Origin of the sequence: Salmonella sp. 32020114201800008SM (assembly GCF_017572025.1) — a bacterium.
Taxonomy (GTDB): domain Bacteria; phylum Pseudomonadota; class Gammaproteobacteria; order Enterobacterales; family Enterobacteriaceae; genus Salmonella; species Salmonella enterica.
Genome location: NZ_JAGEQM010000002.1, coordinates 199226 through 212656, shown reverse-complemented (window position 1 = coordinate 212656; position 13431 = coordinate 199226). Strand labels below are relative to the sequence as shown.

Sequence of the window (13431 nt, the reverse complement as noted above, 5' to 3'; positions counted from 1 at the left end):
CCTTACTTCACGTCTTGCGGGAAATGTTCTTTGATCACTTCCAGCAGTTTCGGGCCAAAATCCGCAGGCGACAGCATGTTGCGCACGCCAACCACATATTTGTTGCCGGTCACGCTGATTTCGCCTGCAATATGGGTAGAAGCGATGATGATATCCGCGCCGCTCAACTCGCTTTTGTACTCGCCAACCGCGCAGCTGTTTACCGTGTGGTCAATGTTTGATTGGGTTAAAAACTGGTCCACTTTCATTTTCATGATCATGGAACTGCCCTGTCCGTTGCCACACACAGCCAGAATACGTACGGTCATAATCAAAACTCCTTATTAAGCAGACTGTTCTGCCAGTTGTTTTTCTGCATCTTCTTCTGCGCGCAGTGCGCGGCCAGCGAAGAACATATAAGCCAGTGCAATTACAATGATGACGGCCATAAAGGCGATACCGAGGGAGAAGAAGCCCTGCATCATCGGCGGTGCCAGAATCGACCAGTCCGCCATACCCATCCAGGCGCTCATCCCCGTGAGTTTCACCGCCCAGACGCAACCAAAGATTTCGATCATCCCCATCACCAGACAAATCTTCAGCGCCGCACGCCAGCCGCCGAAGTGGTTAGCGAACACGCCGATAGTGGCGTTAGAGAAGAACATCGGGATAAAGCCAGGAATAATCAGGATCGAGGAGCCGCAGGCAACCAGGATGCCAACCGCAATCAGCTGGCCGATGGTGCCCCACATAAAGCCCCAGACCACCGCGTTAGGCGCGAAGCTATAAATAGCGGCGCAGTCAATCGCCAGTACTGCGCCCGGAATCAGACGCTGGGAGATACCGTTAAAGGCCTCAGAGAGCTCGGCGACAAACATACGCACGCCCTGGGTGATGATGAAGATCGCCACCGCAAAGGAGAAACCGGTTTGCAGGATATAGATTGTCCAGTGGGTTTTACCCGCCATCGCCTGTACGGTATCGATACCAAAAGAGAGCAGAATGGCACCAAAGAAGATGGTCATTACAATCGCCGTGGAGACGATGTTGTCATGGAAAATGTTCAGCCAGCCCGGCAGTTTGAGGTCTTCAACGCTTTCCTCTTTTTTGCCCAGGAACGGCGCGACTTTATAGGCAATCCAGGAAGCAAACTGCTGCTGGTGACCGATGGAGAAACCGCAGCCGTCCGTCACTTCCTGAGTCGGCTTGTACATCATGTTGGAGGTAATACCCCAGTACAGGGAAACCAGTATCGCCGTGCAGATAATGGTGGTCCACATGGAATAGCCGAAGATATAGAAAGAGACCGCAATCAGCCCCGCCTGCTGGAACATGATGTGCCCGGTCAACATGATGGTGCGAATACCGGTAATGCGTCGCAACAAGACGTAACAAATATTCAGCGCCAGCGCGAGCAACACCGCGTAGCCTACCCAGCTATACGCATCACCCATCCGTTCGATCGTTGCCATCATCGAAGCATAGGTATCGGAAATCGCGCCGTTGATGCCGTAGACCTCAGACATTTTCGCCACCACCGGTTTAAAGGTGCTGGTCAGAATGCCGGACCCGGCCTGTAGCAGCATGAAGCCAATGATGGTTTTGATCGTCCCTTTGATGATCACGCTGACGCTTTTACGCAGCAGGATATAGCCCAGGCAGGTCACAATACCCAGTAATAGCGGGGCATTGGTCATTACCTGATTAAAGAAAATGGTAAAGATGTTGTAGAGGATCTCCATAACGATCTCCGGTAGACGAGGTTGCTGAGTCACAGGCGCTCAGGATAATGTCCCTTCACTGTAATTTTCAAAAGTAATCACAACAAGATTGAATTTGATTAAATGTGACGTAGCGCGCAAATAATTAGCGCACTTAATACATGGTTTACTTATAGGTAACTCATTTTTTCATTAAATAAGTAAAATCATAAAGATGGCTACATCCCCATGACGCCAGGCAAGATTAAATTTTCTCCTGACTGCGTTATCCCCTACCCAAAAGTCAAAAAATAGCCCATTGCCTTCTTGAGAAAATAGTGTCAGAATTAATCAAAACAAATCACGTTTTGAACTATTTTGAACAAACATGAAGGTAAATGCGATGAGTAAAGTACAAAGCATCACGCGTGAATCATGGATTCTGAGCACGTTTCCGGAGTGGGGAAGCTGGCTGAACGAAGAGATTGAGCAAGAGCAGGTCGCGCCGGGTACGTTCGCTATGTGGTGGCTGGGCTGTACCGGTATCTGGCTAAAATCTGAAGGCGGCACTAACGTATGCGTCGATTTCTGGTGCGGTACCGGTAAACAGAGCCACGGTAATCCGTTGATGAAAACCGGCCATCAGATGCAGCGTATGGCTGGCGTCAAAAAATTACAGCCTAACCTGCGCACCACGCCGTTTGTTCTCGATCCTTTCGCTATCCGTCAGATTGACGCCGTACTGGCGACCCACGACCATAACGATCACATTGACGTCAATGTCGCGGCTGCCGTAATGCAGAATTGCGCCGATGATGTTCCGTTTATCGGCCCGCAGACCTGCGTGGATTTATGGGTTGGCTGGGGCGTGCCGAAAGAACGCTGCATCGTGGTAAAACCGGGCGATGTCGTGAAAGTGAAAGATATTGAAATTCACGCGCTTGATGCCTTTGACCGCACCGCATTAATCACCCTGCCCGCCGATCAGAAAGCCGCTGGCGTACTGCCGGACGGCATGGATGTACGCGCGGTTAACTATCTGTTTAAAACGCCGGGCGGCAATCTCTATCACAGCGGCGATTCTCACTATTCCAACTACTACGCGAAACACGGCAACGAACATCAAATTGATGTCGCGCTCGGTTCTTACGGTGAAAACCCGCGCGGTATTACGGACAAAATGACCAGCGCGGATATTTTACGCATGGCGGAATCGCTGAATACCAAAGTGGTGATCCCGTTCCATCACGATATCTGGTCGAACTTCCAGGCCGATCCGCAAGAGATCCGCGTGCTATGGGAAATGAAGAAAGATCGCCTGAAGTATGGTTTTAAACCGTTTATCTGGCAGGTTGGCGGCAAGTTTACCTGGCCGCTGGATAAAGACAATTTCGAATACCACTATCCGCGTGGGTTTGACGATTGCTTTACCATTGAACCCGATCTACCGTTCAAATCCTTCCTGTGAGTCGATATCATGCCGGGATTACCCGGCATTTTTTCCATTTACTTTAGTATTTCCAGGCTATTTCAAATATCATCTTTTCAAATCAATTTGTATCGGAATAGCTCATGACTGAAGCACAAAGACATCAAATACTGCTGGATATGCTGGCACAGTTGGGCTTTGTTACCGTCGAAAACGTGATTGAGCGTCTGGGGATCTCCCCGGCGACAGCGCGCCGCGACATCAACAAGCTAGACGAAAGCGGGAAACTTAAAAAAGTGCGCAACGGCGCAGAGGCCATAACCCAACAGCGGCCCCGCTGGACGCCGATGAATCTGCACCAGGCGCAAAACCACGATGAAAAAGTACGCATCGCGAAAGCGGCGTCGCAGCTGGTAAACCCGGGTGAAAGCGTAGTGATTAACTGCGGCTCCACCGCTTTCCTGCTGGGGCGCGAAATGTGCGGGAAGCCGGTACAGATCATTACCAACTATCTGCCGCTGGCGAATTATCTGATCGATCAAGAGCATGACAGCGTGATTATCATGGGGGGTCAGTACAACAAAAGCCAGTCGATTACCCTGAGCCCGCAGGGAAGTGAAAACAGTCTCTATGCTGGCCACTGGATGTTTACCAGCGGAAAGGGCTTAACTGCGGATGGCCTGTACAAGACCGATATGCTAACCGCCATGGCGGAACAAAAAATGCTCAGCGTCGTCGGGAAACTGGTCGCGCTGGTCGATAGCAGTAAAATTGGCGAGCGCGCGGGAATGCTGTTCAGCCGCGCCGATCAGATCGCTATGCTGATTACCGGCAAAAATGCCAATCCGCAGGTTTTGCAACAGCTTGAAGCCCAGGGTGTAAGCATACTCCGCGTTTAAAGATGCTGTCGGAAAAACGCTCCCGTCGCCGACAACGCTTCTGGCGTAATGCGATGCCGCACGCCTGCGGCCCATAAACAGGTCACATGCTTATCCAGCTTCGCCGCGGCGAGTGCCTGCTGGAGCCGGAAGGTTTCGATAGCAGGCACCACGTCATCCTCCTGACCATGCCACAACAGAAGCGGCCTGTCGGCCAGTCGCTCTAACTGGTGTGTGACTTCCCATTCACGTAGCGGCGCAATGATACTGTCGAATTCCGCCTGCTGTGCCGGGTTCTGCGGGGATAACGGCGGGAAAAGCGTCCGGGCGAGCCCGGTAAAATAGCCCGACCCCATTAAACTGGCCCCGCATTTTACCTCTCGGTGACGCGTCATAATGCCCAGCGCCGTCATACCGCCCATGGATGCGCCGCCCACCGCCAACCGCCCGTCAAGTAGCCAGTTTTCCGCCTGAATCGCCGCACGTAACGTCGTAAATTCCTGCATGTTTTGGTGCAGAATCTGCCAGAATCGGTGTATTCGTCCCTGTGAGTCGCCGCCGAAGCGAGCGCCATGCTCCGGCGCATCCGGCATGACTACCCGGAATCCTGCCTGTGCCAGGGCAACGGCAAAATAACTATAAACCAGGCTGGAGGAGGTGAAGCCATGATAGAACACCACACAGGGAAGCGGCACGGCGCGTTTCCCTTCCGGGAAGGCATGTAGTACGACGCCTCCGGCTAATTGTCGTGTTTCAATCGCTATCATTATTCTCTCCTTTTTATCCGGTATGCCACGGAGAAATACTTAACGCAAGTTTATGGATAGCGCAATAATTCATAATGTTTGAGAACTGGGTTACGCTTTCGCAACGTTTTCATTCGAAAATCGCGTGACAGGTAACACTTCGGGAACATTCCCCCTAAAGGGAAATCAATAAGGCATTACACTATGATTATCAGGAAACGAGATAGAGTTATGCGTCGGTTTGCTTCATTGATAGCAGCGCTGTTATTAAGCGCGTGTAGCGTGCTGCAGGGTACGCCGCAATCTGCGCCGCCTGTCGCCGATCACCCGCAGGAAATCCGTCGCGATCAAACGCAAGGACTACAGCGGATGGGGACCGTAAGCGCGCTGGTTCGGGGCTCCCCGGATGATGCAATAGATGAAATCAGAGCGAAAGCCGTCGCTGCGAAAGCCGATTATTACGTTATCTTAATGGTTGATGAAACGGTTGTAACCGGCCAGTGGTATTCACAAGCCATTTTGTATCGTCAATAACAGTAGATTGATTTTTAGTCAGTTTTACATTGCTTTGCGCCCCTATGCGTTTACCTGTGCACAATAAACAAACAGGTTTACCGTGATGGAGCGTCCTGTTAAATGCGGGGTATGTAATAAGGAGCTGACGATGAAACAAGAACTTGCCTTATCCTCACTGCTGCTTTCTGCCGGACTGGTGAGTACGACGGCACAGTCTGCCGAATTCGCCAGTGCTGACTGCGTAACGGGTCTGAATGAAATCGGCCTGATCTCGGTCAGTAATGTTGCAGGAAACCCACAGGATGTGGAGCGGATTATCGCCCTCAAAGCCGATGAACAGGGTGCGTCCTGGTACAGAATTATTCAAATGTATGAAGAACAACAGTCGGATAACTGGCGCGTACAGGCGATACTCTATGCCTGATGCCGCGTGGCTCGCGCCGGATGGCATGTACTACAGGCCAAACGTTACCGCAGTCCCCCGGTCGCCCTTAACAGTAAATCATTTTGCACCTGGGCAGGCAGCGGCATTTCGCCGCGTGTATCCAGCATCATCTGACACCACGCTTGCGCCAGCGGCGGCGAGGCATGACGCAGCATTTCCGCTCCGCATCCCAGCAAGAAAAGCTGCTGCGTAATCTCTCTGCCCATTGCTTCGTCCGGTTTGCGTAAACGTTGCTGTAGCTGGCGTACCGCGCGGTCGTAATGGCGATCCTGACCTTTGACTTCCGCAAAAGCTTCACTCAATACGTCATAGGCGCCGTGTTGTGTTGTCAGCACCCGAAGTACATCCAGACACATGATATTGCCGGAACCTTCCCAGATACTGTTCACCGGCATTTCACGGTACAGGCGCGGGAGTTCGCTCTCTTCGCAATACCCCATCCCGCCGAGAACCTCCATCGCCTCAGCCACAAAAGGGATTCCCTGCTTACAGATGGCGAATTTCGCCGCTGGCGTGAATAATCGCGCCCATAATGCCTCTTTCGCCTCGCGACGTTGCTCCCAGGCGCGCGCCAGCCGAAACAAAAGCGCCGTCTGCCCCTCCAGGCATAGCGCCATACGACTTAAGGTTTGTCGCATCAACGGTTGATCGATCAGCGGCTTACCAAAAGCCTGACGCTGATGAGCATGGTAAATGGCGACTGAAAATGCGCGCCGCATTAAGCCATGACTCCCGAGCGCGCAGTCAAGACGCGTCATACCGCCCATCTTTAAGATATGCCGAATCCCTTCGCCCTCTTCTCCCAGCCGCCAGCCGACGGCATCCTGAAACTCGACTTCGGCGCTGGCATTAGATCGATTACCGAGTTTATCTTTCAGGCGTTCAAGACGAACAGAGTTCCGTTGCCCGTCTGGCAGGAAACGCGGCACAAAGAAACAGGATAGTCCTCCTTTTGCCTGCGCCAACACGAGGTGCGCATCGCTTTGCGGCACAGAGAAAAACCATTTATGTCCCACCAGCCGATATGAATCATCCGCCAGCCGCTCCGCGTGGGTCGTATTACTGAGTACGTCAGATCCGCCCTGCTTTTCCGTCATTCCCATGCCGATGAGCAGACCCCGCTTTTGCCCGCCCGGCAGCAAATGCGAATCGTAGCGATCGCTGCGCAGCGGCACCAGCCAGTCATGGAAAGTGGCGGGAAGCATCTGCAATAGCAACGGTGTCGCGGCAAAGGTCATCGTGACAGGACAGAGTGTTCCCGCTTCTACCTGAGCATGTAATACAAAACGCGCCGCCCGGGCGACAAAACTTCCCGCCCTTGCCTCCTCCTCCCAGGCCAGGTTATGTACCCGATTAGCGCAAAGCCCCTGCATCAACAGGTGCCAGGCGGGATGAAAGCGAACGTCATCCAGACGCTGTCCCTGGGGATCGTAACGTAGCAACTCAGGAGGATGCGCGTTCGCCAGACGCCCCAGTTCCAGTGATTCCGCCGTTCCCAGTTGTTGGCCAATGCTGGCGAGAAGATCGCTATCCCATCCCGCGCCTTCCCGGGAAACCGCTTCACACAGCGCGCCATCAGACAGGAATAAGTTACTGTTATTGAGCGGAGCTGGTTGATTAAAAACGGTATGTGTTTGCCAGGACATGGTGTCTCCCTCCTTCAATGGCGCTGAAGTCAAGTATGGTCATGACTGCGCCATTGACGCCGGAGCAAGATCACAAAAGTATGATTAACCGGCAATATAATGTGGGACGAAACGGGAAGTGTCTTTGGTAATTAGCGTATTGTCCTCGCGAATCCCCATCCCGGAGGCTTCATCGTCAATGATCCAACTGCCAATCAGCGTATAGCTATCGCCAAAGCGCGGCAAAGGCTGAAACGCCTGGTAAATCATCGGCTCGTCAGCGTAGTCGCCGTCGGCATGATCGATAACATTTTGCCGCTCGTCGAAAATCGTGACGTTGCCGCCTTCACGTGAATAAATCGGCTTCCGCACGCTGCTTTCACCTGGCGCTGCGAGCGATTTTTCGCCCTCAAACCAGGCCGGCAGCAGATTCGGATGGCCAGGGAAAAAGCGCCACAATAACGGCAACAGCCCTTTGTTACTCAGAATACTTTTCCACAATGGCTCAATCCATTGCTCACGACGTTTTCGCAACAGCGGGCCGTTGTCGTCGCGCATCATCCACTCCAGCGGGTAGAGCTTAAAGGCGCGGCGAATCACGTTATCGTCCAGATCGGTCAGCACGCCGCCTACGCCAAGCCCCAGTTCTTCAATATAGATAAATCGCGTTTCCTGCCCCGCCTGCTGCGCGCAATCCTGAAGGTACAGCACCGTCGTGCGATCTTCGTCGGTATCTTCACAACAGCAAAAGTAGAGCGGTTCCCGACTGTACAGCTCGCTGAAGCGGGCGATCAGCCGCTCCTGTATCGCGTTGTATTGATCGGCATCACGCGGGATGGCGCCGCTACGACGGGCATCCTCCAGCCATAGCCATTGAAAGTAGGAGGACTCATAGAGCGACGTCGGCGTATCCGCATTGTATTCCAGCAATTTAACCGGATCTTTGCCGCACCAGACGAAATCCATCCGCCCGTAAAGCGAAGGATCGCGGCTGCGCCAACTTTCGGCGATGACATCCCAGTACAATGGCGGGATCGCCAGCTGCTGCATGATCTGCTCATCCCGGACGGCCCGCTCGACAACCTCCAGACACATCTGATGAAGCTCTGCGGTCGGTTTTTCGATCTGTTCTTCAATTTGCCGTAATGTAAAACGGTAGGCCCGGCTTTCATCCCAGTAAATTTCGTTATCGATAACATGAAAGTCAAAACCGTGATCGCAGGCGATCTTATCCAGATCCCGGCGTACCGGTACGTTATGTCGTAGCATGGTTAGCCTCCCCAGTGTCCGCGGGCGCTGGAAGAACGGCCATAGCCGCCGCGGGAGACGGTGGACGCTTTCCGTGTGATATAACTAGGGCTGGTCGCGGTATCGCTTTTCCCTGTGCCGCTGCGCCACGCATAGTCGCCGGATGTGGTGCGCCAGACGGGACGGGAGACATAAGATGAACCGCCGCTGCTATAGATGTATTGTTCATCACGGTTCTGACGAATCGCGCGGCTGAGTAAAAAGCCGCTTAATACCGGAACCCAGCTCCGCTCGGTAATATCAAAGTAGCAATCGCCAAACTGCGTCTGACAGCGCTCCTGCGTCAATTGCTTAGGCACATTAGCGTAAAATTCTGTTTTCGCATTATTCCAGCCGTCAGCGCAAACGCTGGCGCTATTGCCATCGTCAATACAGTCGTTCACCGTGGCGTAAAACGTCCCATCGCCGTCGTTGTCAGTATTGCCGCCATCACCGCACCCTTTCAGGAGAAAAAAGGCCGCTCCACCCATAATCGCCAGCGTCAGGCATTTTGGCGTGTAGCGATTTCGTTGCCGCTCAAAGGGATTGACCGGTTCAGCTATTCGTCTTATTGCCGAATGGCCTACGCCGGATGTGCTTCTGGATTTTCGTTTTTTTGCCATGATCTTCCGTTACCATGTCATACAGGCAGCGTTAAAAATACCGCCAGCCAGCGCTGCGGTTCCCATAAATAGCCCCGCCGCCACGTTGTGATGAATAATTTTTTCGCTCAGCGTAGGCATGTATAACCTTACGCAACCATAAATCAGCAGTTGAATCACCAGCGCAATGCCGCCCCAGGCAAAATAGTCCGGGATACTGACCGAGTTTATCGCCGCGCTGGATAAGGGGATGACATAGCCCAGCAACGTACCGCTAAAGGCCAGCGATGCCGCAGTATTGTTATTTTTTATCAGCTGCCATTCATTATGCGGCGTTATCTTTGAGTAAATAAAAAGAAATACAATGACCATTGCCGCGCCAATAAAAAAATAGGCGCAGAAAGCCAGTAATGCGTCCAGTATATGCATAATTTCCCTGTATGTGCTTAACCAATAACCGTCAGTGAAGTGAGCGGGATATCCACGCCAAGGGCGCGTGAAAACACCCATTCAGGCTCACCGCGCTCGTTAAATGATTCTTCCCCGTTCAATAGAAGATACTCCCAGGCGTCATCCGTCACCTGGCGCTGGAAGCCCATCGTAAAATTGTGAACGTCCCATTTCTCTGCCTGCTGATTTTCAACCTTTTCCAGCATGTAGACAGGTTCAATATTGCCCGGCTCTTCATGGTTAAAAAAACGCTGCCAGCGCCGTTCTTGCCAGTTGAGCGTCATCGGCCCTATTGCCGCTGGCGCAATGGCTGAACGCCAGTGACGTTCCTCGTTAATACCGAAACTTTCCTCATATACAAAAAGTTTGATGTCATCAATGTCGTCAACATCCGTGCCGCCAGTGGTGTTAATTTGTAGAAACTCATCGCCAGAGGTGTAGTAGCGAAAAATCTGACTGCCGCCGCCTAAATCTATGCGACTCGCTGCCGCGACAGTGTATTTTTCACCTGGTAGCGCCACCAGCAACGACGACTCCAGTAGCCGGAATGCCAGCGTATCCAGCGTGAAACCGGCGTTAAGATGTAATCCTAATGGTCCGCGAATCGGCGCTGGCGCGCTTGTTTTACCGAGCAAACGCTGAAAAAATTGCATCATAGGGGAACCTCTATCTCTTGCCATGCGACCTCTTCAGCCAGAATGCGATTATTACCGACCAGATGTAGCCACATACCGCCTCTGACTTCAGTTGAAATCACCGGATTCAATTCCATACCACGACCATTCTTGCAGTGACTGATCCCCAGCACCGTCGCGTCATGATGAAGCTTCATATAACGCATTAGCGCGCCGTATCGCATAGGCGCGACAGAAGCCGGGACAGGCAGCGCGAATCCGGTATCGCCCAGCATCGGATTCATAATGGAAGCGACAGATTGCGATGATCCTGGGTCCTGAATGGAACGGGAAAGTTGTTCAGCGGAAAGGTTACGGACTATCTCCATGCGCGAGCAGTGGGTTTCCAGTAATCCGGCATAACGCTCGTCTTCCAGATAAACCACAATATGGCACTGCGCGGGTACATAGTCTGCCAGCGAGAGCGCCGCCGTGAAGGTCTGCTCATCGGTACGAGCGAAAATAATCACGCTCTGGCACTGCTCCAGCCCCATGCGCTGGTGTTCCTGCGGATCGTTAAAGTTGCTGATGCGGATAAAATCCACCCAGTTATTACCCGGCAGCGGATGCTGAATATCTTCCAGTTCGCACAGCAGAACCCGTTCAAAGGCACGCCGCTTGTCATATAGCAGCAATGAGATCATCTTTTCGGTTTGATGACCCCGCCAGCCAATCACCAGCATATGATGGTGTAAATGGCGATAATCGCCCATGCCCGTTATTCCTTTCGCTAACATTCCCTGTACCTGCGCAATCACTTTTCCCATTAACGCGCCGAACAACCCGACGCTAACCGGAATTTGCCACAGCGCGGTGAACAGACGTCCTGGCGCCGTCTGCGGGCTAAGATCGCCAAAACCTAATGTGGAACCCACCACCGAGCAGTAATAGATAAAATCGCTTAACTGGCTCACCAACGCGCTTTCGCGCAACAGGCGCAGCACCAGATAACAAAGCAGATACTGCCCGATAAACAGGCCCAGCAAAGCGGGCCAGGTCAGTCTGGACAAATGACGCTGGCAGGTTTTGACAATCCACGTAAAGAGCATTATTCGCCTTGTTGACGCTGTAAACGCGCCAACACATCCTGAGCATTGCTTTTATTGGTTGCGCCAATACCCGCCTGCGCCAGTTTTTCATCCAGGTCGCGTCCATCGGCGACTTTTTCCAGCTGCGCGGCGGCATCCAGCCGGGCCTGGCGTTCAGCCTGACGCGTTTGTAAACGTTTAAGCGACTCCGCCGCCGTAGACACATTCGACGCGGCTCCGACGGTCGAGGTCGTCACCGCCTGCTGCGCGCGCTGCATGGCTTCTGTCGCCTTAACCACTTCAAGTTGCTGCTCAAACTGCGCAATCCGCTGGCCTGTCGCCGTTACGGCCTTCTCCACCGCATCGCGAGAGGCTTCCAGATTAGTCAGCACCTGTTCTTCGGCAAGAATGGCATTTTCCAGACGGGCTATTTCTTCCGCCACTTCGTTGAGTAAAGCGGCGTCGACATTCTTACTCATTGCCGCCAACGCCCGTGTTTCAAGGCTGGCTTTACGCTCACGTAAATCATTCAGCTTGTCATGGCTTAGCTTCACCCGCGCCAATAAATCCACTCTGGATTTACCCGCTTTATCCAGCTCGGCTTTTGCGTCGCGAATATGCTGCTCCAGCATACGTACACCCTGTGCTTCATCAATGGCTTCCTCTGCCTGAGCAACGAATGATTTACCTAACGTGAACAAACTTTTTAAAATTCCCATGTAAGCCGCCTGTATTATTCCTGTGAATAGACTTGTGTTATTTCAGCGATATCCAACGCATTTTCTACAAGCGTGGTGATTTCCAGCATCACGTCGGCAAGCGACGAATTTAACGACAGCGCGCCAAAAGCGACATAATATTCCTCCTGTTTTACCTGGGTAATACCGACCGAAGACAGCGGTAAAACCTTCTGATTTCTCAGTAAGAAAAGATTAAATTCCGCGGTATCTCTAATCGTATTTACCGGACAGATATAAGTCTCGATAACTATTTGTTGCGAGGTAAATAAAACCGCCAGTGGTAAATCGCCATAATCATTCATTTTTATTATTAATGAAGATTCATTATTTTCTATATCAATATCTAATTCGGCGATGTTGTTTAATGCATCCGCCAGCGTCCGTGGAGTCCATGCCATATTTTTATCTCTATCTCATTTTTATAAATAAAAGAAATTACAGGGTAGGTTTTGCTTTTTATATTACCAGTCAAAGATAAAAAAAAACCATCCGATTATGGATGGTTTTTTCTTAAAAAATACTATCAGCATCAGGTGCGCTGGCGAACGGCTTCAAACAGACAAATCCCGGTCGCCACAGAGACATTCAGCGACGACACGCTACCGGCCATAGGAATGCTGATCAGCTCATCGCAGTGCTCACGGGTCAGACGACGCATACCTTCACCTTCTGCGCCCATGACCAGCGCCATGCGGCCAGGCATTTTGCTCTGATACAGCGTATGGTCAGCCTCGCCCGCCGTCCCGACAATCCAGATATTCTCTTCCTGCAACATGCGCATCGTGCGCGCCAGGTTGGTGACGCGGATCAACGGCACGCTTTCCGCTGCGCCGCAGGCGACTTTCTTCGCCGTCGCGTTAAGTTGCGCGGAGCGGTCTTTCGGCACGATTACCGCATGTACGCCTGCAGCATCGGCGCTGCGCAGACAGGCGCCAAGATTATGCGGATCGGTGACGCCATCGAGGATCAACAAAAAAGGGCGATCGTGTAATGCGATCAGATCCGGCAGATCGTTTTCCTGATACTGCCGGCCTGGTTTCACACGAGCGATAATGCCCTGATGCACGGCACCGTCGCTTTTCTCGTCGAGATATTGGCGGTTTGCCAGCTGGATAACCACGCCCTGGGACTCAAGGGCGTGAATCAGCGGCAACAGACGTTTATCTTCACGGCCTTTTAAAATAAAGACTTCCTGAAAACGTTCAGGGGCGCGCTCCAGCAGGGCCTGCACTGCGTGGATGCCGTAAATCATTTCGCTCATTAATGTACTCATTGTTTACGTTTTGCCGGGGGCGCTACGCTTGCCCGGCCTACAGATAATTCACCCTCTTC

The 13431-nt window shown here is 52.3% G+C and carries 16 protein-coding genes; 4 read left to right on the top strand and 12 right to left on the bottom strand.

Annotated features, from left to right (window positions below):
* Nucleotides 1-2 precede the first annotated feature (2 nt).
* Both ulaB and ulaA read right to left on the bottom strand, forming a co-directional pair.
* On the bottom strand, nt 3-308 hold the full coding sequence (ulaB, locus tag J4613_RS07010) for a PTS ascorbate transporter subunit IIB (RefSeq protein WP_000218358.1): 306 nt from the start codon (nt 306-308) through the stop codon (nt 3-5).
* A gap of 15 nt (nt 309-323) precedes the next feature.
* On the bottom strand, nt 324-1721 hold the full coding sequence (ulaA, locus tag J4613_RS07005; RefSeq protein WP_000404873.1) for a PTS ascorbate transporter subunit IIC: 1398 nt from the start codon (nt 1719-1721) through the stop codon (nt 324-326).
* Between the two features lie 361 nt (nt 1722-2082).
* Between ulaA and ulaG the strand changes: the two genes are divergently transcribed.
* Both ulaG and ulaR read left to right on the top strand, forming a co-directional pair.
* Nucleotides 2083-3147 carry an L-ascorbate 6-phosphate lactonase gene (gene ulaG / locus J4613_RS07000; RefSeq protein WP_000049161.1) on the top strand — a complete coding sequence of 355 codons (1065 nt, stop codon included), beginning with the start codon at nt 2083-2085 and terminating at the stop codon, nt 3145-3147.
* Nucleotides 3148-3251: 104 nt separating this feature from the next.
* Complete coding sequence (gene ulaR / locus J4613_RS06995) at nt 3252-4007, top strand: HTH-type transcriptional regulator UlaR (RefSeq protein ID WP_000133618.1); 756 nt, start codon at nt 3252-3254, stop codon at nt 4005-4007.
* Here ulaR and yjfP read toward each other — a convergent pair.
* Nucleotides 4004-4753 (bottom strand): esterase, encoded by a 750-nt coding sequence (gene yjfP, locus J4613_RS06990; protein WP_052934715.1) that lies wholly within the window; start codon nt 4751-4753, stop codon nt 4004-4006. The genes ulaR and yjfP overlap by 4 nt on opposite strands.
* A 183-nt stretch (nt 4754-4936) precedes the next feature.
* On the opposite strand from yjfP, the gene bsmA reads away from it, so the two are divergent.
* Together bsmA and yjfN are read left to right on the top strand one after the other, a co-directional pair.
* On the top strand, nt 4937-5266 hold the full coding sequence (bsmA, locus tag J4613_RS06985) for a biofilm peroxide resistance protein BsmA (RefSeq protein ID WP_052934716.1): 330 nt from the start codon (nt 4937-4939) through the stop codon (nt 5264-5266).
* 130 nt (nt 5267-5396) lie between these two features.
* The gene (gene yjfN / locus J4613_RS06980; protein WP_001518964.1) at nt 5397-5672 is read left to right on the top strand and encodes a DUF1471 family protease activator YjfN; all 276 of its coding nucleotides are present in this window, start codon (nt 5397-5399) and stop codon (nt 5670-5672) included.
* A gap of 44 nt (nt 5673-5716) precedes the next feature.
* On the opposite strand, the gene J4613_RS06975 is transcribed toward yjfN, so the two are convergent.
* From J4613_RS06975 to rlmB, 9 genes are all read right to left on the bottom strand, one after another.
* Nucleotides 5717-7339 carry an isovaleryl-CoA dehydrogenase gene (locus J4613_RS06975; protein ID WP_052935873.1) on the bottom strand — a complete coding sequence of 541 codons (1623 nt, stop codon included), beginning with the start codon at nt 7337-7339 and terminating at the stop codon, nt 5717-5719.
* 84 nt (nt 7340-7423) lie between these two features.
* Nucleotides 7424-8587, bottom strand: coding sequence for a glutathionylspermidine synthase family protein (locus J4613_RS06970; protein WP_000943948.1), 1164 nt, complete (start codon nt 8585-8587; stop codon nt 7424-7426).
* 2 nt (nt 8588-8589) lie between these two features.
* A complete protein-coding gene (locus J4613_RS06965) occupies nt 8590-9228 on the bottom strand; it encodes a DUF1190 domain-containing protein (protein WP_111742508.1) in 639 nt (212 codons plus the stop codon).
* Between the two features lie 9 nt (nt 9229-9237).
* Nucleotides 9238-9636 (bottom strand): DUF350 domain-containing protein, encoded by a 399-nt coding sequence (locus J4613_RS06960; RefSeq protein WP_000547737.1) that lies wholly within the window; start codon nt 9634-9636, stop codon nt 9238-9240.
* A 17-nt stretch (nt 9637-9653) separates the two neighbouring features.
* On the bottom strand, nt 9654-10337 hold the full coding sequence (locus tag J4613_RS06955) for a YjfK family protein (protein ID WP_000090290.1): 684 nt from the start codon (nt 10335-10337) through the stop codon (nt 9654-9656).
* Nucleotides 10310-11380 carry an ion channel gene (locus J4613_RS06950; RefSeq protein WP_079802107.1) on the bottom strand — a complete coding sequence of 357 codons (1071 nt, stop codon included), beginning with the start codon at nt 11378-11380 and terminating at the stop codon, nt 10310-10312. Before J4613_RS06950 ends, J4613_RS06955 begins: the two co-directional genes overlap by 28 nt.
* A complete protein-coding gene (locus J4613_RS06945) occupies nt 11380-12078 on the bottom strand; it encodes a PspA/IM30 family protein (protein ID WP_000511981.1) in 699 nt (232 codons plus the stop codon). The genes J4613_RS06950 and J4613_RS06945 overlap by 1 nt, the downstream gene beginning before the upstream one ends.
* A gap of 14 nt (nt 12079-12092) precedes the next feature.
* Nucleotides 12093-12497 (bottom strand): YjfI family protein, encoded by a 405-nt coding sequence (locus J4613_RS06940; RefSeq protein WP_000312604.1) that lies wholly within the window; start codon nt 12495-12497, stop codon nt 12093-12095.
* 131 nt (nt 12498-12628) lie between these two features.
* Nucleotides 12629-13360 carry a 23S rRNA (guanosine(2251)-2'-O)-methyltransferase RlmB gene (gene rlmB / locus J4613_RS06935; RefSeq protein WP_001293274.1) on the bottom strand — a complete coding sequence of 244 codons (732 nt, stop codon included), beginning with the start codon at nt 13358-13360 and terminating at the stop codon, nt 12629-12631.
* Between the last annotated feature and the right edge of the window lie 71 nt (nt 13361-13431).

Coding starts and splice junctions, on each gene's coding strand:
- ulaB (WP_000218358.1), bottom strand. CDS start 308: ATGACCGTACGTATTCTGGCTGTGTGTGGCAACGGACAGGGCAGTTCC.
- ulaA (WP_000404873.1), bottom strand. CDS start 1,721: ATGGAGATCCTCTACAACATCTTTACCATTTTCTTTAATCAGGTAATG.
- ulaG (WP_000049161.1), top strand. CDS start 2,083: ATGAGTAAAGTACAAAGCATCACGCGTGAATCATGGATTCTGAGCACG.
- ulaR (WP_000133618.1), top strand. CDS start 3,252: ATGACTGAAGCACAAAGACATCAAATACTGCTGGATATGCTGGCACAG.
- yjfP (WP_052934715.1), bottom strand. CDS start 4,753: ATGATAGCGATTGAAACACGACAATTAGCCGGAGGCGTCGTACTACAT.
- bsmA (WP_052934716.1), top strand. CDS start 4,937: ATGATTATCAGGAAACGAGATAGAGTTATGCGTCGGTTTGCTTCATTG.
- yjfN (WP_001518964.1), top strand. CDS start 5,397: ATGAAACAAGAACTTGCCTTATCCTCACTGCTGCTTTCTGCCGGACTG.
- J4613_RS06975 (WP_052935873.1), bottom strand. CDS start 7,339: ATGTCCTGGCAAACACATACCGTTTTTAATCAACCAGCTCCGCTCAAT.
- J4613_RS06970 (WP_000943948.1), bottom strand. CDS start 8,587: ATGCTACGACATAACGTACCGGTACGCCGGGATCTGGATAAGATCGCC.
- J4613_RS06965 (WP_111742508.1), bottom strand. CDS start 9,228: ATGGCAAAAAAACGAAAATCCAGAAGCACATCCGGCGTAGGCCATTCG.
- J4613_RS06960 (WP_000547737.1), bottom strand. CDS start 9,636: ATGCATATACTGGACGCATTACTGGCTTTCTGCGCCTATTTTTTTATT.
- J4613_RS06955 (WP_000090290.1), bottom strand. CDS start 10,337: ATGGCAAGAGATAGAGGTTCCCCTATGATGCAATTTTTTCAGCGTTTG.
- J4613_RS06950 (WP_079802107.1), bottom strand. CDS start 11,380: ATGCTCTTTACGTGGATTGTCAAAACCTGCCAGCGTCATTTGTCCAGA.
- J4613_RS06945 (WP_000511981.1), bottom strand. CDS start 12,078: ATGGGAATTTTAAAAAGTTTGTTCACGTTAGGTAAATCATTCGTTGCT.
- J4613_RS06940 (WP_000312604.1), bottom strand. CDS start 12,497: ATGGCATGGACTCCACGGACGCTGGCGGATGCATTAAACAACATCGCC.
- rlmB (WP_001293274.1), bottom strand. CDS start 13,360: ATGAGCGAAATGATTTACGGCATCCACGCAGTGCAGGCCCTGCTGGAG.